This window comes from Massilia sp. TSP1-1-2, from assembly GCF_049896185.1.
In the GTDB taxonomy this organism is placed as follows: domain Bacteria; phylum Pseudomonadota; class Gammaproteobacteria; order Burkholderiales; family Burkholderiaceae_D; genus Telluria_A.
Map to the genome: position 1 here is coordinate 1 of NZ_JAFCTU010000017.1, position 17,627 is coordinate 17,627.

General features: G+C 64.2%; 16 protein-coding genes. 12 read left to right on the plus strand and 4 right to left on the minus strand.

Annotated features, from left to right (window positions below; all coding sequences use genetic code 11):
* Positions 1-315: 315 nt before the first annotated feature.
* The 7 genes from ACP7BV_RS15665 to ACP7BV_RS15695 all read left to right on the plus strand — a co-directional run bounded on the left by ACP7BV_RS15665 (position 316) and on the right by ACP7BV_RS15695 (position 7,796).
* Positions 316-600, plus strand: a complete 285-nt coding sequence (locus tag ACP7BV_RS15665) for a cupin domain-containing protein (RefSeq protein WP_426105098.1) — start codon at positions 316-318, stop codon at positions 598-600.
* A gap of 127 nt (positions 601-727) precedes the next feature.
* On the plus strand, positions 728-2,398 hold the full coding sequence (gene ipdC / locus ACP7BV_RS15670; protein ID WP_426105099.1) for an indolepyruvate/phenylpyruvate decarboxylase: 1,671 nt from the start codon (positions 728-730) through the stop codon (positions 2,396-2,398).
* A 20-nt stretch (positions 2,399-2,418) separates the two neighbouring features.
* Positions 2,419-3,441, plus strand: coding sequence for a ubiquinone anaerobic biosynthesis protein UbiU (ubiU, locus tag ACP7BV_RS15675; protein WP_426105101.1), 1,023 nt, complete (start codon positions 2,419-2,421; stop codon positions 3,439-3,441).
* Between the two features lie 20 nt (positions 3,442-3,461).
* Entirely contained in the window at positions 3,462-4,355 is an 894-nt protein-coding gene (locus ACP7BV_RS15680) for a U32 family peptidase (RefSeq protein ID WP_426105102.1), read from the plus strand.
* Complete coding sequence (gene ubiT, locus ACP7BV_RS15685; RefSeq protein WP_426105103.1) at positions 4,352-4,840, plus strand: ubiquinone anaerobic biosynthesis accessory factor UbiT; 489 nt, start codon at positions 4,352-4,354, stop codon at positions 4,838-4,840. The genes ACP7BV_RS15680 and ubiT overlap by 4 nt, the downstream gene beginning before the upstream one ends.
* The gene (locus tag ACP7BV_RS15690; protein ID WP_426105104.1) at positions 4,837-5,250 is read left to right on the plus strand and encodes a plastocyanin/azurin family copper-binding protein; all 414 of its coding nucleotides are present in this window, start codon (positions 4,837-4,839) and stop codon (positions 5,248-5,250) included. Before ubiT ends, ACP7BV_RS15690 begins: the two co-directional genes overlap by 4 nt.
* 89 nt (positions 5,251-5,339) lie before the next feature.
* Positions 5,340-7,796: an adenosylcobalamin-dependent ribonucleoside-diphosphate reductase gene (locus ACP7BV_RS15695; RefSeq protein ID WP_426105106.1), complete on the plus strand. Its 2,457-nt coding sequence runs from the start codon at positions 5,340-5,342 to the stop codon at positions 7,794-7,796.
* Positions 7,797-8,312: 516 nt separating this feature from the next.
* Here ACP7BV_RS15695 and ACP7BV_RS15700 read toward each other — a convergent pair.
* Together ACP7BV_RS15700 and hemN are read right to left on the minus strand one after the other, a co-directional pair.
* On the minus strand, positions 8,313-8,621 hold the full coding sequence (locus tag ACP7BV_RS15700) for a c-type cytochrome (RefSeq protein WP_426105108.1): 309 nt from the start codon (positions 8,619-8,621) through the stop codon (positions 8,313-8,315).
* Positions 8,622-8,764: 143 nt separating this feature from the next.
* Entirely contained in the window at positions 8,765-10,204 is a 1,440-nt protein-coding gene (hemN, locus tag ACP7BV_RS15705; RefSeq protein ID WP_426105109.1) for an oxygen-independent coproporphyrinogen III oxidase, read from the minus strand.
* Positions 10,205-10,589: 385 nt separating this feature from the next.
* On the opposite strand from hemN, the gene ACP7BV_RS15710 reads away from it, so the two are divergent.
* From ACP7BV_RS15710 to ACP7BV_RS15730, 5 genes are read left to right on the plus strand one after another with little or no spacing between them, the layout of a single operon-like run.
* A complete protein-coding gene (locus ACP7BV_RS15710) occupies positions 10,590-12,866 on the plus strand; it encodes a nitric-oxide reductase large subunit (RefSeq protein ID WP_426105110.1) in 2,277 nt (758 codons plus the stop codon).
* A 49-nt stretch (positions 12,867-12,915) separates the two neighbouring features.
* The gene (locus ACP7BV_RS15715; RefSeq protein ID WP_426105111.1) at positions 12,916-13,401 is read left to right on the plus strand and encodes an RrF2 family transcriptional regulator; all 486 of its coding nucleotides are present in this window, start codon (positions 12,916-12,918) and stop codon (positions 13,399-13,401) included.
* Positions 13,398-13,802 carry a SirB2 family protein gene (locus tag ACP7BV_RS15720; RefSeq protein WP_426105113.1) on the plus strand — a complete coding sequence of 135 codons (405 nt, stop codon included), beginning with the start codon at positions 13,398-13,400 and terminating at the stop codon, positions 13,800-13,802. Before ACP7BV_RS15715 ends, ACP7BV_RS15720 begins: the two co-directional genes overlap by 4 nt.
* Positions 13,799-14,035 carry a DUF2249 domain-containing protein gene (locus ACP7BV_RS15725; protein ID WP_426105115.1) on the plus strand — a complete coding sequence of 79 codons (237 nt, stop codon included), beginning with the start codon at positions 13,799-13,801 and terminating at the stop codon, positions 14,033-14,035. Before ACP7BV_RS15720 ends, ACP7BV_RS15725 begins: the two co-directional genes overlap by 4 nt.
* Entirely contained in the window at positions 14,035-15,285 is a 1,251-nt protein-coding gene (locus ACP7BV_RS15730; RefSeq protein WP_426105116.1) for a hypothetical protein, read from the plus strand. Before ACP7BV_RS15725 ends, ACP7BV_RS15730 begins: the two co-directional genes overlap by 1 nt.
* Here the strand turns inward: ACP7BV_RS15730 and ACP7BV_RS15735 are convergent.
* Both ACP7BV_RS15735 and nirK read right to left on the minus strand, forming a co-directional pair.
* Positions 15,273-15,953, minus strand: coding sequence for a Crp/Fnr family transcriptional regulator (locus ACP7BV_RS15735; protein ID WP_426105118.1), 681 nt, complete (start codon positions 15,951-15,953; stop codon positions 15,273-15,275). The two genes, ACP7BV_RS15730 and ACP7BV_RS15735, sit on opposite strands and share 13 nt — an antisense overlap.
* Positions 15,954-16,061: 108 nt before the next feature.
* Positions 16,062-17,486 carry a copper-containing nitrite reductase gene (gene nirK, locus ACP7BV_RS15740; protein WP_426105119.1) on the minus strand — a complete coding sequence of 475 codons (1,425 nt, stop codon included), beginning with the start codon at positions 17,484-17,486 and terminating at the stop codon, positions 16,062-16,064.
* Positions 17,487-17,627: the final 141 nt, after the last annotated feature.

Below are 17,627 nucleotides of genomic sequence, written 5' to 3' on the forward strand. Positions count from 1 at the left end.
CGACACCGGCCAGGTCATTTAACTCGTCCTGAGTAAGTCACGTCCGGTCTGCCGAGAACTGACCACCCCGCCGCCAAACATCAACCCCATGCCGCTTCATTAATGTCCCGTTTAAATGGGTAGGGGAGCTATTGCTCGCAACATTGAAATTGCTGCCGATGAGGCACTGCGTCGGCCAGCCGGACACGCAGTGGCAGTTTATGAAACATTCAGGCTAGCGCCCGGAAATGCGCCGCCCTCGCCCTTACTCTGGCCCTGCTCCCGCCGTCGCTCGCACTGGCCCAGGTCAAGCGCACCCCGGTCCTGACCGCCGACGTGGCCGCCCCCGGCCGTGAAGCGGTGGTGGTGCGCGGCGAAATCGACCCCGGCGCAAACGCGCCGCGCCACACCCACCCGGGCGACGAAATCAGCTATGTCATCGAAGGCGAAGTCGCACTGCTGATCGACGGCGAGCCGGCCCGCACCATCAAGGCCGGCGAGGCGTTCGTGGTCCCGGCCGGCAAAGTGCATGGCGCGCGTAACGACAGCGGCGCGCCGGTCCGGTTTGTCGGCGTGTACGTCGTGGACAAGGGCCGTCCATTGGCCACGCCGGCACGCTGACGCGGCGCAAGTTCCGGCTCGCATCGGCTTTCGTTTTCCTTAATCCAGTTTAAGGCGGACAGGCTGCTGCCTGGGATACATTGCGTGTGGGCCGGCACTGGATCGGCTCGCCTCCAATGAGTCCCCCATGAATCTGTCACAGGCTTTACTGCACGCGCTGCGCCAGCACGGCGCGCGTGAAATATTCGGCATTCCCGGCGACTTTATTCTGGCGTTTTTCCGCCAGGTGGAAACGACCGGCATCCTGCCCATGTATACCCTGAGCCATGAACCGGCAGTCGGCTTTGCCGCCGATGCGGCCGCGCGCTACCATACCCGCCTGGGCGTGGCGGCCGTCACCTACGGCGCCGGTGCGCTGAACATGGTCAATGCCGTGGCGTCCTCGTATGCCGAAAAGGTGCCGCTGGTGGTGATTTCGGGCGCTCCCGGCGCGGCGGAGCGGCGCAGCGGCTACTTGTTGCACCACCAGGCCAAGACGCTCGACTCGCAAATGGCGATCTTCCGCGAGATCACCTGCGACCAGGTGGTCCTCGACGACCCGGCGCGCGCCCCGCAGGACATTGCGCGCGTACTGGCCAGTTGCATCGCGCAATCGCGCCCGGTGTATATCGAGCTGCCGCGCGACATAGTGATGGCGCCCTGCGCGCCGGTTGAACGCCTGGCGAGAGCGCCCGTGCCGGCGCGCGCGCTGGCCGCCTGCGCGGACGCGGTACTGGCCAGGCTGGCGCAGGCAAGTTCCCCCCTGCTGCTGGTCGGCGTCGAAATCCGCCGCTACGGCATCGAGGAAAAAGTCGCCCGCCTCGCGCACCTGCTGGGCATTCCGGTGGCCACTACCTTCATGGGCCGCGGCCTGCTGGCCGAGACCGACGTTCCTCTGCTGGGCACCTACCTTGGCGTGGCCGGGCCGCTGGCGCTGTCGGCGGCGGTCGAGCAGTCCGACGCGCTGTTCATGCTGGGCGTGATCGTCTCGGACACCAACTTTGGCGTCTCGGGCGACAAGGTCGATCTGCACGGCGCCATCCTGGCCTGCGACGGCGCGGTGACGATGGACTACGAGGTCTACCCCGGCGTGCCGCTCGAAGCGCTGGTGGACGCTCTGCTCGAACGCGGGCACCGGGTCTGCGACCGGCCGCACGCGCTGGCGCCGCCGTCCTACCCGCACGGCCTGCAGCGCGACGCGGCCTCGATCGCCCCGCGCGACATCGCGCGCGCCCTGAACGACATGCTCGCCACGGACCCCGGCCTGCCGCTCGCGTCCGACATTGGCGACTGCCTTTTCACCGCGCTCGATATCGCCCACACCGCGCTGGTGGCGCCCGGCTACTACGCCACCATGGGTTACGGCGTGCCGGCCGGGCTCGGGCTGCAGGCCGGCGGCGCGGGGCGTCCCGTCATCCTGGTCGGCGACGGCGCCTTCCAGATGACAGGCTGGGAGCTGGGCAACTGCCAGCGCTACGGCTGGGACCCTATCGTCATCGTCTTTAACAACTGCAGCTGGGAGATGCTGCGCGCCTTCGAACCGGCGGCCGGCTTTACTGCGCTGAGCGACTGGCACTTCGCCGACATGGCGCCTGCGCTGGGCGGCAACGGCTGCCGCGTCAACACCCGCGCCGAACTTGGCGCCGCGCTGGACGCCGCACTTGAACGGCGCGGCCGCTTCGAGCTGATCGAAGTGATGATCCCGCGCGGCGTGGTGTCGGACACGCTGGAGCGCTTCGTGCAGGGCGTGCGGCGCCTGCAGCAGCCACATCAGTCCACCACCGTAGCGACCCCGCTCGAAATCGAACCAGCGCTCTAATTGACAGGCGACAGACCTACTTGAACACTTCAACTACTCACGCAGTTCCCGAACTGGTATGCCCGGCCGGCAGCCTGCCCGCCCTCAAGGCCGCCGTTGACAATGGCGCCGATTGCGTCTACCTCGGCTTTCGCGACGCGACCAACGCGCGCAATTTTGCAGGCCTCAATTTTGACGACGAGACCATTGCGCAAGGCGTCGCCTATGCCCACAAGCGCAACTGCAAGGTACTGGTCGCCCTGAACACCTATCCGCAGGCCGGCGACTGGCGCGCCTGGCGCCAGGCCGCGCAGCGCGCCGCCGAAGCCGGCGTGGACGCGCTGATCTGCGCCGACCCGGCCCTGATGGCCTGGGTCGCCGAACACCATCCGGCACTGCGCCTGCACCTGTCGGTGCAAGGCTCGGCCACCAACGCCGAAGCGATCAATTTTTACCACCGCCATTTTGGCATTGCGCGCGCCGTGCTGCCGCGGGTGCTCTCGATGGCGCAGGTGCGCCAGGTGATCGCCAGCACGCCGGTGGAAATCGAGGTCTTCGGCTTTGGCAGCCTGTGCGTCATGGTCGAGGGCCGCTGCGCCCTGTCCTCGTACGCTACCGGCGAGTCGCCCAATACCCACGGCGTGTGCTCGCCGGCCAAGGCTGTGCGCTGGCACACCACCCCGCAGTCGCTCGAGGCGCGCCTGAACGGCGTGCTGATCGACCGCTACGCAAACGACGAGAACGCCAGCTACCCCACGCTGTGCAAAGGGCGCTTCGAGGTCGAGGGCGAGAACTACTACGCGATCGAGGAACCGGCCAGCCTGAACACGCTCGAACTGCTGCCGCAACTGATCGCGGCCGGCGTGCGCGCCGTGAAGATCGAAGGCCGGCAGCGCAGCCCCGCTTACGTTGCCCAGGTCACGCGGGTGTGGCGCGAAGCGCTCGACGCCTGCCGCGACAACCTGCCGCGATACTCGGTCCACCCGGCCTGGATGGCGGCGCTGGACAAAGTGGCCGAAGGCCAGCAGCACACGCTGGGCGCCTATCACCGCGCCTGGAAATGAATACTACCGGAGTTTAGTCCATGTTAAAGCTGGCCCTTGGCCCCGTACTGACCTATTGGCCGCGCGCGGCCACGTTCGATTTTTACCAGGAGGTGGCCGAAGGGCCGGCCGACATCGTCTACCTGGGCGAGACGGTCTGTTCGCGCCGCCACGAAATGAAGCTGAGCGACTGGCTCGACGTGGCCGACCTGCTGGCCGACGCCGGCAAACAGGCCGTGCTCTCGACCCAGGCGCTGATCGAATCGAACAGCGAACTGGGAACCCTGCGCAAAATCGCCGCCAACGGGCGCTACCTGGTCGAAGCGAATGATTTTGGCGCCGTCCACAGCATGGCGCCGGGCACGCCTTTTGTCGCCGGACCCCACCTGAACCTGTACAACGGCCCTTCGCTGGCAGTGCTGGCCGAACTGGGCGCATCGCGCTGGGTGCTGCCGCTGGAGATGGGGCGCGAACAGCTGGCCCATGTGATGCGCGACGGCCCGGTGCAGATGGAAACCGAGATCTTCGCCCATGGGCGCATGCCGCTCGCCTTTTCGGCGCGCTGCTTCACGGCGCGCAACCGCAACCTGCCCAAGGACGACTGCCAGTTCAGTTGCCTGGACCATCCCGACGGCCTGCTGCTGCGCACCCGCGAGCAAAAGCCCTTTCTGGTCCTGAACGGCACCCAGACCCAGTCCGCGTCCGTGAACTGCCTGATCGGCGAACTGGAAGACCTGGCGCGCTGCGGCGTGGACGTGCTGCGCATCAGTCCCCAGGCCAGCGGCACGGCGCAAGTGCTCGCCATCTACGACCAGGCCAGGCGCGGTTTGCTGGACGCGAGCGACGCCCGCGCGCAGCTGGCGCCTTTGCTGCCGGGCGAAGCCTGCAACGGTTACTGGTACGGCCAGAGCGGCATGCAGCAGGTGGCGGCATGACCTGGCGCCAGCGCCCCCTGCCCGTGTTGCCGCCTCTGCTGCCGCCCCTTGGCAGCGTCCTGTCGCGCCTTCCCGCCTACCCCGGTTCATGGCTGTTTGCGCGCATGCTCAATGCATCGCTGGCACCCCAGCTGGCCGCCGACACCAAGGCCGGCCTGGAAGGCAAGCTGCTGCGGCTGCGGGTCAGCGATCTTGGCATCGCCTTTGATGTCAGCTGGCGCAAAACCGGCTTTGCACCATCCGCGCCACAGGCAACGCCCGACCTTGCCATTGCAGCCTCGCTGCACGACCTGTGGCTGCTGGCGCGGCGCGAAGAAGACCCGGACAGCCTGTTTTTCCGGCGCCGCCTAGTGCTCGAAGGCGACACGGAACTGGGCCTGCTTTTCAAGAACGCCATTGACGCGTTCGAACTGGGCGCCTTGGACCTGTTCCTGCGCCGCCTGGCGCCGTTTTCCCGGCACGCCACGCCCAAGGATGCAGCATGAACGCGATGGGCGCCGCGGCGGCACTGCTGGCGACACTGGCGATACTGCACGGCCAAACCGCCACTGCCGGCCAGGCGCGCACGGTCGACATTGGCATGTACGACAGCATGCGCTTTGCGCCCGGCGAGTTAAGCGTCGAGCATGGCGAGACGATCCGCTTCATCGTCCGCAACCAGGGCAAGGTGCAGCATGAAATCGTGATTGGCACCCGCGACGACATCGCGAACCGGCGCCAGTCCGGTCACCACGGGCATGGGGCCGGGAGCGCCATGCTGCACGTCGCTCCCGGCGCCAGCGAACAGTTCCTGTGGCAGGCCGAGCTATCCGGCGAACTGGAATACGCCTGCCTTTTGCCCGGCCACTACGAGGCCGGCATGCGCGGCACGATCCTGGTGCTGCCAAATCCTTAGCCTGCTTCAAGGACTTTTTTCATCGCCTGGCCGATAGTAGCGTGCGCTGGCGCCGTCGTGGCGGCCGGCATACAGATTTCAGGATACGCATGAACGCCAACGAAAATATGTTTAACCGCACCCTGCCCGCGCAGGAAGTATCGATCGATGTCTTGTGCGAAAAATACGCAAAGGGCAGCGAAGACAGCATCGCCGCAGTGCAGGCACGGGTGGCCCGTTCGCTGGCCCAGTACGAGAGCGCCGAGCTGCACGAGACAATGAACGAGCGCTTCCTGTGGGCGCAGCAGCAAGGCTTCATTCCCGCCGGGCGCATCAATTCAGCGGTCGGCATGGGCATGAAGGCGACCTTGATGAACTGCTTCGTGCAGCCCGTTGGCGACTCGGTGACCGGCCTGCACGAAGGCCTGCCGGGCATCTACACGGCCCTTGCCGAAGCGGCCGAGACGATGCGCCGCGGCGGCGGCGTGGGCTACGATTTCAGCGCCATCCGCCCGTGCGGCAGCAAGGTCAAAGGCACCCATTCACGCGCCTCCGGTCCCGTGTCGTACATGGAGGTATTCGACGCCTCCTGCAAGACGGTGGAATCGGCCGGCGCGCGGCGCGGCGCGCAAATGGGCGTGCTGCGCATCGACCATCCGGACATCGAACGCTTCATCACGGCCAAGCATGACGGCGCCCTGACCAACTTCAATTTGTCGATTGCGGTAACCGACGCCTTCATGCAGGCGCTCGAGGCCAAGCTGCCGTTCGAGCTGGTGCACGCTGCAGAACCGTCGGACGACCAGATCGCCGCCGGCGCGCGCCAAAGGATCGATGGCCAATGGATCTACCACACGCTGGACGCGTCCCTGCTGTGGCATGCCGTCATGCAGTCCACCTACGACCATGCCGAACCGGGCGTCCTGTTCATCGACCGCATCAACGCCGAAAACAATCTGTACTACGCCGAAGAGCTGTGCGCCACCAATCCGTGCGGCGAGCAGCCGCTGCCGCCGTACGGCTGCTGCGACTTGGGCTCGGTCGACCTGACCCGTTTTGTCGACGCGCCATTTACGCCCGGCGCCACGCTCGACTTTGCGCGCCTGCGCGAAGTGGTGGCCGTGGGCGTGCGCATGCTCGACCTGGCGCTCGACGCCACCGAGTGGCCGCTCCCGCAGCAGGCCGAAGAAGGCCGCACCAAGCGCCGCGTGGGACTGGGGTTCTTGGGCCTGGGCAGCGCGCTGGTCATGCTCGGCGTCGCCTACGACAGCGAGGCGGGGCGCAGCCTGGCCGCGCGCATCGCCGAAGAAATGCGCGACGCCGCCTACGCCGCTTCAATTGCACTGGCCCGCGAAAAAGGCCCGTTCCCGCTGTTTGACGCCGACGCCTACCTGGGCGGCCAGTTTATCGCTCGCCTGCCGCAGGCGCTGCGCGAGCAGATCGCCGAACATGGCATCCGCAATTCGCACCTGCTCTCGATCGCCCCGACCGGGTCCATCACGCTCGCCTTTGCCGACAACGCCTCGAACGGCATCGAACCAGCCTTTTCGTGGACCTATTTCCGCAAAAAGCGCATGGCTGACGGCAGCACGCGCAGCTATGAGGTGGCCGACCATGCGTGGCGCCTGTATCGCCACCTCGGCCACGATGTCAGCGACGCAGCCGCCTTGCCGGCGCAGTTCGTCACGGCGCTCCAAATGGCCGCCACCGACCACCTGGGCATGATGCAGGCGGTGCAGCCGTTCATCGACACGGCGATTTCAAAAACCGTCAACGTTCCGACCGACTATCCGTATGCCGACTTCAAGAACCTGTACCGCGACGCCTGGCGTGCCGGCCTGAAAGGCCTGGCCACCTACCGGCCCAACGCGGGCCTGGCCAGCGTGCTCAGTGTGGCCCCGGCCGAACCGGCGCCAAGCCTGCCGGACGAAGACCCGCTGCGGCGGCGCTTTGACAGCCGCCCGTCCGGGGAACTGGAATCGGTCACCTGCAAGGTGCGTTACAGTACGCAGGAAGGGGCCAAGGCGGCCTACCTGACGGTCAGTTTCATCCGCGCCGAGGGGCGCCTGGCGGGCCTGCCGGTGGTCATCGAGCGTCCGTTCGAGTTTTTCATGCCGGCCAACCAGCGCAGCGACGGGCAGCAGTGGATCACGTCGACCATGCGCCTGCTTTCGCTGGCGGCGCGCGCCGGCAGCTCGGTTGCCAAGGCCCTGGCGGACATGCGCGAAGTAGTGTGGGAAAAGGGGCCGGTGCGCTGCGGTACGCTCACGCGCGCAGATGGCGCCGAGGTGCCGGTGTATCACGATTCGGAAGTGGCGGCGATTGCCTTTACGCTGCAGCGCGTGCTGATACGGCGCGGGTTTCTGGACCAGCAGGGCAACCAGGTGCCGACAGAGCAACTGGCGCGCCAGCTCGAGGGTGCAGCAGCGCCGGCACCGCGAGTGCCAACCGCGCAAGCTGCGCAGCATGCGGGGCGCAAGTGTCCTGACTGCGGAGCCTATGCCTTGCACAAGGTTGATGGGTGCAGCCATTGCAGCGAGTGTCATTACATTGGCAGCTGCGGCTAGCGCAGCGGTTTAGTTGATCGCACTGCCAGAAGCGGGCATACCGACAAGCGTCATCGACGGCTCATGTCGGAATGCTCGCTTCGCGCTTCTCCGGTATCTACTGGCTGCCAACTAGAAATCGCCACATTTGACACCACGAAAGCCTAAACCAACATCGTCCTCGCGCACGCGGGGACCCAAAGAACGGTAGCTCGGTTGAAACGTTCTATAGGTCCCCGCGTGCGCGAGGACGATGTTGGTTTGGAGCCGTGGGGTTGAGAACATCGCAACTCATGTTCGGCGACGCGCTTTTCCGACCGTCTGGCTGCCGACTAGAAATCGCCACCTTTGACACCACGAAAGCCCAAACCAACATCGTCCTCGCGCACGCGGGGACCCATAGAACGGTAGCTCAGTTGAACCGTTCTATAGGTCCCCGCGTGCGCGAGGACGATGTTGGTTTGGCGCTGTGGGGTCGAGAACATCGCAATCCATGTTCTTTCCAGGACCGGCGAGCGTGTTACATCACCCTGCCCGTTATTTCTGCGCCAGCACCCACTTGGCCAGCGTGGCCGCTTCAGCCGGGCTCACGGCATTCGGCGGCATCGCCATCGGACCCCAGACACCCGTGCTGCCTTTGGTGATGCTGGCCACCAGCTTGGCTTCGGCGTCCTTCTGCCCCTTGTACTTGGCCGCCACATCGCGGTAAGCCGGTCCGATCACCTTCTTGTCGATCGCGTGGCAACCCATGCAGTTCTTGGCCTTTGCCAGATCGGCGTTGGCCTGTGCCTGGCCGCCGACAGCCATGGCGGCGAAGGCAAGCAAGGCGAAAATCGTGGTCTTCATAATCATCTCCATATAAACCGCAAACGCGGCAAAACAATTGTAGAACGAGCTTTCCAGTGCACGGACCGCACGCGCCGATTTACTTGAACCAGCTTAAGAACCAGCTTAAGAACCAGCTTAAGAACCAGCTTAAGTACGCGCTCTCAGATCGTCTTCGAGTAACGCATGCGCTGCAGCGGGATCTCGTTGGGACTGCCGAAGTATTTGTCGAACACCATGCACAGGTTGCGCACCAGCAGGCGCCCGGCCGGCGTGACGGTCAGCGCGGCGTCTTGCACCGTGAGCAGGCCGTCAGCCTCGAACTCGCGCAGGCGCGCCAGTTCCGGGCCAAAGTAGAGAGCAAAGTCGATGCCGTGCGCATGCTCCACCGACCGCACGCTCAGCGCAAAGTCGCACATCAGGCGTCCGATCACGTCGCGCCGGATAACGTCGTCCGGCGTCAGTTCAATCCCGCGCGCCACCGGCAAGTGGCCCGCATCAAGCCCGGCGTAATAGCGCTCCAGCGATTTTTCGTTCTGGCAGTACGACTCGCCCACGGCGCTGATGGCCGACACGCCGCACGAAACCATATCGGTATCGGCGTGCGTCGAGTAACCCTGGAAGTTGCGGTGCAGCTGGCCGCTGCGCTGGGCCACGGCCAGCTCGTCGTCGGGCTTGGCGAAATGGTCCATGCCGATGTAGACGTAGCCGGCTGCGGTGAGGCGCTCGATGCACAGGCCCAGCATGGCCAGCTTGTCATGGTCGGTGGGCAGGTCGGCGTCGACGATCAGGCGCTGCGACTTGAACAGCTGCGGCATGTGCGCGTAATTGTAGATCGAGATGCGGTCCGGGCTGGCCGCCACCACCTTGGTCAGCGTCTCGCCGATGGTCTTCAAGCTTTGCTTGGGCAGGCCGTAAATGAGGTCGATGCTGATCGAGCGAAAACCGGCCGCGCGCGCTGCGCTGATCGCGTCGTGCGTCAGGGCGTCGGGCTGGATGCGGTTGACCGCTTTTTGCACTTCCGGGTCAAAGTCCTGCACGCCCAGACTCACGCGGTTGAAACCCTGGCGCCGCAGCGAGCGAATGCGCTCCGGGTCTACGGTGCGCGGATCGATCTCGATCGAATACTCGCCGCTATCGTCGTCGGCAAAGGTAAAGCAGCTGCGCAGGTGCTCCATGAGCGAGGCCATCTGCGCGTCGGTCAGGTAGGTCGGCGTGCCGCCGCCCAAGTGTAGCTGCTCGACCCGCTGTTCGCTGCCAAGCAAGGCTGCCTGCAGGCTGATTTCGCGCTTCAGGTAATCGAGGTAGATGGCCGCCTTGTCGTGTTCCTTGGTGATGATCTTGTTGCAGGCGCAGTAGTAGCACAGCGACTCGCAAAACGGGATGTGCAGATAGAGCGACAGCGGCAATCGCGCGGCGCCCTGGCCCAGGCCCGCCACCACGGCGGCATACTCGGCATGGCCGTAGCCGGCGCGAAAGCGGTCGGCGGTCGGGTAGGACGTATAGCGCGGACCCTGCTGGCTCATTTTTGCAATCAGCGCGGCGTCGAAATGGACTGCCGACGAGGGCGCGCCCTTCAAGCCTGTCGCATCGTTGTTTCCCATGGTCGTTCTCCTGTTTTCGCCGCAGACAGCGGCGTCAATTGCTTCTATTCGGCAATCATGGTAGTCACGCCTGCGAAGCGCGGCAAGCCGAATCGTGCGCTGCGCAACTATATTTGCACGTGCCACGTGTTCTTCCGGAAATTTGATCTACATCATGGGCAATTCCCGCGCAATGCCGATAAGATCCGCTCTCCTGGCGCTATCTGGCATGCACGTTCTGGCGTGCCAGTGCCGCCAACCCCGACCGCGCACCCCCGCCACCACTACTGCGGAAAAACCTAAACTGGATCAATTTTAGCCCTACATAATCTTTGCACCGAATAAAAGATGCAAATAGAATGCATCTTAGTACTCACTCCATCACTACAACATCAGAAGGAACATCATGCACGCCACGCGCAAACTATGGACATGGCTAGCTGTCATCTGCGTACTTTCATTTGCCGCCCTTGGCTGGGTCGGCCGTGAAATTTACCTTGAGGCGCCGCCCATCCCGATGCAGGTCCGCAGTACCGACGGAACTGTGCTCTTCTCGAAAGATAACGTCCAATACGGCCAGCAGGCATGGCTCATGGCCGGCGGCCAGCAGCTCGGCACCGTCTGGGGCCACGGCAGCTACGTCGCGCCCGACTGGTCGGCCGACTGGCTGCACCGCGAGGCGCTCGCCTTGCAAGACCTGCTCGCCGAACGCACGCTCTCGCGCAAGTACGTTGAGCTCGACGCCGGCGACAAGGGCAAAATCGACGTCATGGTCAAGACCGAACTGCGCACCAACACCTATGACGCGGCAACCGGCACCCTGGCGCTCTCGCCAATTCGGGCCGAAGCCGTGCGCCGCACCGCTGCGCACTTCAACGATTTGTTCGGCAACGCCGCTTCCCTGAACGCCTTGCGCGAACAGTATGCGATGACGCCCAACGCGCTGCCAAAGGCCTACGACCGCGAGTCGCTCACCGCCTTCTTCTTCTGGACGGCGTGGGCAGCGGCCACCGACCGCCCGGGTGAAACCAACCTGTCTTACACCAGCAACTGGCCGCATGAGCCGCTGGTGGACAATACGCCGACCGCCGGCACCGGCATCTGGTCGATCGCCAGCGTCATCCTGATGATCGGCGCCATCTGCGGCATGATCTTCTACCATTCGATGCACAAGGAAGAAGGCGACCCGGTTCCGGCCAAGGACGACCCGCTGTTCGAACTGAAGCCCACCGCATCGATGAAAGCGACCCGCAAGTACTTCTTCGTGGTCGTCGGCCTGATCCTGGCGCAAGTGGGCATGGGCATCATCACGGCCCACTACTCGGTGGAAGGCACCAGCTTCTTTGGCTTCCCATTGGCCCAGATCCTGCCCTTTACCATCAGCCGCACCATCCACACCCAGTTCGCGGTGCTATGGATCGCCACCGCGTGGCTGGCCACCGGCCTGTACATCGCCCCTGCCATTTCGGGCCATGAGCCAAAGTACCAGGCGCTGGGCGTGAACGTGCTGTTCTATGCGCTGCTGTTCATCGTGGTCGGCTCGACCGCCTTCGGCTGGCTCGGCACGCTGCAAAAACAGGGCACCGACTTTGCCTTCTGGATCGGTAACCAGGGCCTGGAATTTACCAGCATGGGCCGTATCTGGCAGATCCTGCTGTTCGTTGGCCTGCTGTTCTGGGTCTTGCTGCTCGGCCGCGGTCTGTGGCCTGCCCTGAAAAAGCCATCGGAAAGCCGTGGCCTGATCGCCATGGTATTCCTGGCGGCACTGTGCATCGGCGGCTTCTATGCCACCTCGCTTACCTGGGGTCCAAAAACGCACTACTCGATGGTTGAATACTGGCGCTGGTGGTTGGTCCACCTGTGGGTTGAAGGCTTCTTTGAAGTGTTCGCCACTGCCGTCATCGCGCTGCTGTTCACCCGCCTTGGCCTGATTCGCGCCGCTTCAGCCAACACCGCCATCGTGCTTGAAACGATCGTGTTCCTGTTCGGCGGCATCCTGGGCACGCTGCACCACCTGTACTTTACCGGCACCCCGACCGCCGTCATTGCGATCGGCTCCATGTTCTCCGCGCTTGAAGTGGTGCCGCTGTCGATCATCGGCGTTGAAGCCTACCGCAACTTCCAGCGCTCGAAAGCGGCGCCGTGGGTACAGAACTACAAGTGGCCGATCCTGTGCTTCATCGCAGTGGGCTTCTGGAACATCGTTGGCGCCGGCCTGCTGGGCTTTTCGATCAACACCCCGATCGCGCTGTACTACATGCAAGGCATGAACATGACGGCAGCCCACGGCCACGCAGCGCTGTTCGGCGTGTACGGCATGCTGGGCATCGGCCTGATGCTGTTCTGCCTGCGCGGCCTGTCCGATCGCCTGGCCTGGTCCGACAGCGCGCTGCGTCCGATGTTCTGGCTGCTCAACATTGGTCTGGCGATGATGGTGTTCATCTCGCTGGTCCCGGCCGGCATCTACCAGGCCTGGGCAAGCGTGTCGCGCGGCGTCTGGTACGCCCGCTCGCCTGAAGTGGTCCACTCCGCGTTCATGGAAACCATGGTCTGGCTGCGGGTACCGGGCGACATCGTGTTCACCGTCGGCGTGATGTTCCTGGTCCTGTTCATGTGGCGCTTGGTGTTCCAGAATCGTCCTGCGCGCAAACTGGCGGCAGCACAGCTGGCAATCGTCAAGTAAAGACCCCCGGCGCCGGCCTGCCAGTTGGTTGGCAGCCGGCGCCGGTTGCATGTTCACGCAACAGGGATCACCCATGCGCCTGACCGACTACACCGACTATGCACTGCGCTTGCTGATGCATCTGGGAGGACATCCCGGCAAGCTCATCACGGTGCGCGAGATCGCCGGCATTCATGGCATTTCGCGCAACCACCTGACCAAGATCGCGCACCAGCTTGGCGCGCTTGGCGTTTTGCGAACACTGCGCGGGCGCGCCGGCGGCATCCAGCTGGCGCGGCCACCCGAGCAAATCATGTTAGGGTCTGTCATTCGCATGACGGAGCCCGATTTTCAAATGGTCGACTGCTTTTCCGCCGCACCGAGCAACTGCCTGCTGGCCGGCCGCTGCGTTCTCAAGGGCTTGCTGGCTGAAGCCACCGCCGCTTTTCTTGAGCGGCTTGACCGCGTGCCGCTGTCGGCCCTGCTGGGCATTGGCCCCGGACCCGCGCCCGAAGGCGTCCATCTGCTCTCCTTTTGCCGTACCCTGACACCATGAACTACCTCCTTCTCAAGCATGCGCACATGACCTTCGCCGCCATCAGCGCGGCGCTGTTTTTGGTGCGCGGCGTGTGGATGCTGGCCGACTCGCCCATGCGCGAGCGCGCCTGGGTCAAAAGCCTGCCGCACATGGTCGACTCGCTGCTGCTGGCCACGGCCATCGCGCTGGCCTGGTGGAGCGGCCAGTCGCCCACCACCAGCGCCTGGCTGGCGGCCAAGGTGGGCGCGCTGATCGCCTACATCCTGCTTGGCTCGGTCGCCCTCAAATACGGCAAGACGCGCCTGATCCGCGGCGCCGCTTTTGTCGCCGCCCTCGCCTGCTTTGGCTACATCGTCGCCACGGCCATCACCAAAAACCCCCTGTTCTTTCTCCCTCTTCTTTCTTTGAGAGCGCCATGACACAGCACACCGTTCCCCCTGAAGTGTTCCTGGACTTGCGCGGCATGTTCCCGCCCGAACCCATGGAACGCGTGCTCGACGCCCTCGCCGGCCTGCTCGCCGGCCAGCAGATCCGCTTGCTGATCGAACGCGAACCGCACCCGCTGTTTCGCATCCTGGAGCGCAATAACTACCTATACACCACTACCCAGCCGGAGCCGGGCCTGTACCAGATCGTGATCCGGGAGCGCTGATGCAGCGCTCCCTTGCCTATGCGCTCTCGCCCGCGCCAGGCTTGCCGCTGCGTTTTCTGCTGGCCGCGCCATGGTTCGGCGTGCTCGCCGCGCTCGCGCTGTTTGCCGCCGGCGAGCGCGCCTTCGCCTCGCGCTGGTCGGCCGGCGTGCTCGGTTCGACCCACTTGCTGACCTTGGGTTACCTGGGCATGGCGATGGCAGGTTCGATGCTGCAGCTGATTCCCGTGGTCACCGGCGCCGCCGTGCCGGTGAGCCGCGCGGCGGCGGCGACGGCCTGGGGCGGCCTGGCGCTGGGCGCCCTGCTGCTGGCATGCGCGCTGGGCCTGGGGGCAAGTTTCCTGTTTCTGCCGGCCGCGCTGCTGCTGGCGTGCGCTTTCGCCGTGCTCCTGGTCGTCATTGGACGCGCCTTGTGGCGCCCTGGCACGGCGCCCGCCATGCCGATGGTGCGCGGCATGCGGCTGGCACTGGCCGGCCTGGCCGTCACGGTGTCCCTGGGCGTGACGCTGGCGTTCGCCCTGAGCGGCGCACTGGCCGCGCCGGTGCCGATGCTGGCCGACCTGCATGCCGGCTGGGGATTGCTCGGGTGGGTCGCCATGCTGGTGGTGGGCGTCGCGTTCCAGGTGATCCCGATGTTCCAGTCATCGAAACTCTATCCGGCGCAGGTAACGCGCTGGGCGCCATGGCTCCTTTTCAGCCTGCTGGCCGCCTGGTCCGGCGGCGCCCCGTATGCCGGCGCCCTGCTGGCAGCAGCCCTGGTCGCCTTTGCCGCCTTCACGGCGTGGCTGCTCACTACCCGCAAGCGCAAGGAGCCGGACGCCACCACGCGCTACTGGCGCCTGTCGCTGGGCAGCCTGGCGGCCAGCGCGCTGCTGTTCTTTCTGCCCCCGTCAGCGCAAGCCCCGCTCGCCCTGGGCGTCGTGTTCATCGGCGGCTTTGCGATGGGTGCGGTCAACGGCATGCTGTACAAGATTGTGCCGTTCCTGCTGTGGTATCACCTGCAAAGCGATCCGCATGCGACCAAGGGCCAGGTGCCGACGATTCGCCTGATCCTGCCCGACGCTCTGGCGCGGCGCCAATTTTACTGGCATGCGCTGGCGCTGGCGGCGCTGCTGGGAGCCGTCTACTGGCCCGGCTATCTGGTGCGCCCGGCCTGCGCGCTACTGGCCGTCTCGAGCCTGCTGCTGGCAACCGACCTGTGGCGCGCGGCGAACAGCTGCCGCAAGATCAAGGCGATCTTTCAGCCTTCGTAGGTGCGCAGGCGTTCAATGTCCAGGATCGTGATCAAGCGCCCTTTCACGGTGATCATGCCCAGCTCCGACAGGTCGTGCAGCACGCGTGAAAAATACTCGGGCGTCAGGTTCAGGCGCGAAGCGAGCAGCTTTTTGCTGACGGCGAGCGTGACCTGCGAACCATCGCCGTCCGGTTCATCCTTGAGCAAGTAGCCGACAATGCGCTGGCTTCCCGAGCGCAGCGAATACGACTCCACATCCTTCATCAAACCATGCAAGCGCCGGCTCATGCCAGCGAGCATGCGGCGCGCGAACGCCGGGTTGTGTTCCAGTTCGCCGAACACGGCTTCCTTGGCAATGTGCAGCAGCATGGTGTCAACCAGCGCCGTGGCGCCAACGATATACGGCTTTTCCATGAACATCAGCGCTTCGCCAAAGCTAAAGCCCGGCCCGATGATCTCGACGATTTTTTCATCACCCTGGACTGACAAAAAGCCCAGTTTGACCTGGCCGTAAATGACGATGTGAAAGCCGCGGCACGGGTCGCCCCGGTGGAAAATAGGCGTGCCGCGCGGGACATGCACTTCGTGGGTGGCGGCGGCGAGCACGGTGAGCTCGTCGGCGGTGAAGTCGGCAAACAGCGGCAGCCGCTTGAGAAACTCGCGCCGGTCGATTTTGGAGGTAAGCATGGTGCATCTTTCATTCAAACGAAGCTAAGTACAAACGCAAACTACAACGCCAAACCACAACGCAAAAAAGACCCGCAGGCTGCGGGTCTTGCAAAACGCGTTGCCGGATCAGTGTCCTGAAGGGGCGTCGGGCCTGCTGGTGGTACGGAACACTTCCGGGTTATCCTTGCCCGTCACGTAGAGGAAACCGGCCAGGCCTTTTTCCATGCGCGACAGTGCATGGTCAACCAGGATGTAACGCCCCGGCACCTCGACCTTGAATTCCACCATCGTAGCACCACCGGGCGCAACCGTTGTCGTCTGCACGTTCTTTGCCGGCAGCGACGTCAGGTCAGCCTGCGAATAGACGCGGTCGAACACTTCGCCAATCACGTGAAAGCTCGACGTCAGGTTAGGCCCGCCCACCCCGAAGAAAATGCGCACCGTTTCGCCCACTTTCGCTTCCATGCGGTGCGTCTTGGTGAGCGCATCGTGGGTGCCGTTGAACATCAGGTGCTCGGGCTGCTCGTTGAGCAGTTTTTCGAGCGAGAACTCGGCTTCGCCTGGCGTGCCGTGGCGCTGAGCGGTGTACAGCTCACCTTGCATCACATAGAACTCGCGGTCCACTTTGGCCAGGCCGCCTTCCGGCTCGACCAGGATCATGCCGTACATGCCGTTCGAGATGTGCTGGGCGACCATCGGAGTGGCGCAGTGATACACATACAGGCCGGGATTGAGCGCCTTGAACGTGAAGCTTTTGGTGCTGCCGGGCGCGGCCTGGGTGACTGCAGCGCCGCCGCCGGGACCGGTTACTGCATGGAAGTCAACCGAGTGGATCATGTGGCTATCCTTGGCGTTGCTCAGGTTTACCTCGACCGTGTCGCCGACCCGTACCCGTAAAAAGGGACCGGGCACCTTGCTGTTGAAGGTCCAGTATTTGTACGTGGTGCCGTCAGCCAATTGGCCGACGACTTCCGTCGTCTCCAGCCCGACCGTCAGCTTTTGCGGTCCGCGCGCGCCGACCGGCGTACCCACGTCGGTCGGGTTGCGCGAAATGTCGGCGCCCTTGGCCACCGGCGCGGCAACTGCCCCGCCGACGATGATCTTGCCGATCATGCCGGCCGCAACGTGGCCGGGCAAGGAGCAGATATAATTGAAGACGCCCTTTTTGTCGGCCTTGAAGACGATCGAGGTGCTGGCGCCCTTGTCGTTGATCTGGTTCGACTTGACGTTAAAGTCGGGCACCGTCAAGTCGTGGGTGGCGCCGTCGCCATTGACCAGATTGATCTGCACTACTGCGCCTTCAGGCACATTGAGCGTTGGGTTGGCCGTGCCCTTGTTGGCGCCCGTCTCGCTGATGAACACCAGCTTGCCGTCGGCAATATCGGTGCGCAGCGTGTACGTCACGTCCGGCCGGTACTGAACGGCCGAGCTTCCCGTAGCGGCGCCGTGTCCGGCGTGCTGGGCAAGTGCCGACGACAAGCCAGCTGGCGACAAGGAAGCTGCGCCGATAACCAGCGTCAGGAGGGCTTGCGAAATGATGGTCCTTTTCATGTTTTTCTCACCTAGTAATGTCTGGTGCGAATCTGCACCGCTTGACCTTGATCAAATCATACATTTGATCAGCATATTAAAAAATTGATCCAGATCAAAAATTTCCCAACCTGCAATATTATTGGGTTTTCTGGAAAATTT

Excerpts from the sequence above, each read along its gene's own strand:
- ipdC (WP_426105099.1), top strand. The coding sequence starts at position 728 with ATGAATCTGTCACAGGCTTTACTGCACGCGCTGCGCCAGCACGGCGCG.
- ACP7BV_RS15680 (WP_426105102.1), top strand. The coding sequence starts at position 3,462 with ATGTTAAAGCTGGCCCTTGGCCCCGTACTGACCTATTGGCCGCGCGCG.
- ubiT (WP_426105103.1), top strand. The coding sequence starts at position 4,352 with ATGACCTGGCGCCAGCGCCCCCTGCCCGTGTTGCCGCCTCTGCTGCCG.
- ACP7BV_RS15690 (WP_426105104.1), top strand. The coding sequence starts at position 4,837 with ATGAACGCGATGGGCGCCGCGGCGGCACTGCTGGCGACACTGGCGATA.
- ACP7BV_RS15695 (WP_426105106.1), top strand. The coding sequence starts at position 5,340 with ATGAACGCCAACGAAAATATGTTTAACCGCACCCTGCCCGCGCAGGAA.
- ACP7BV_RS15700 (WP_426105108.1), bottom strand. The coding sequence starts at position 8,621 with ATGAAGACCACGATTTTCGCCTTGCTTGCCTTCGCCGCCATGGCTGTC.
- hemN (WP_426105109.1), bottom strand. The coding sequence starts at position 10,204 with ATGGGAAACAACGATGCGACAGGCTTGAAGGGCGCGCCCTCGTCGGCA.
- ACP7BV_RS15710 (WP_426105110.1), top strand. The coding sequence starts at position 10,590 with ATGCACGCCACGCGCAAACTATGGACATGGCTAGCTGTCATCTGCGTA.
- ACP7BV_RS15715 (WP_426105111.1), top strand. The coding sequence starts at position 12,916 with ATGTTCACGCAACAGGGATCACCCATGCGCCTGACCGACTACACCGAC.
- ACP7BV_RS15720 (WP_426105113.1), top strand. The coding sequence starts at position 13,398 with ATGAACTACCTCCTTCTCAAGCATGCGCACATGACCTTCGCCGCCATC.
- ACP7BV_RS15725 (WP_426105115.1), top strand. The coding sequence starts at position 13,799 with ATGACACAGCACACCGTTCCCCCTGAAGTGTTCCTGGACTTGCGCGGC.
- ACP7BV_RS15730 (WP_426105116.1), top strand. The coding sequence starts at position 14,035 with ATGCAGCGCTCCCTTGCCTATGCGCTCTCGCCCGCGCCAGGCTTGCCG.
- ACP7BV_RS15735 (WP_426105118.1), bottom strand. The coding sequence starts at position 15,953 with ATGCTTACCTCCAAAATCGACCGGCGCGAGTTTCTCAAGCGGCTGCCG.
- nirK (WP_426105119.1), bottom strand. The coding sequence starts at position 17,486 with ATGAAAAGGACCATCATTTCGCAAGCCCTCCTGACGCTGGTTATCGGC.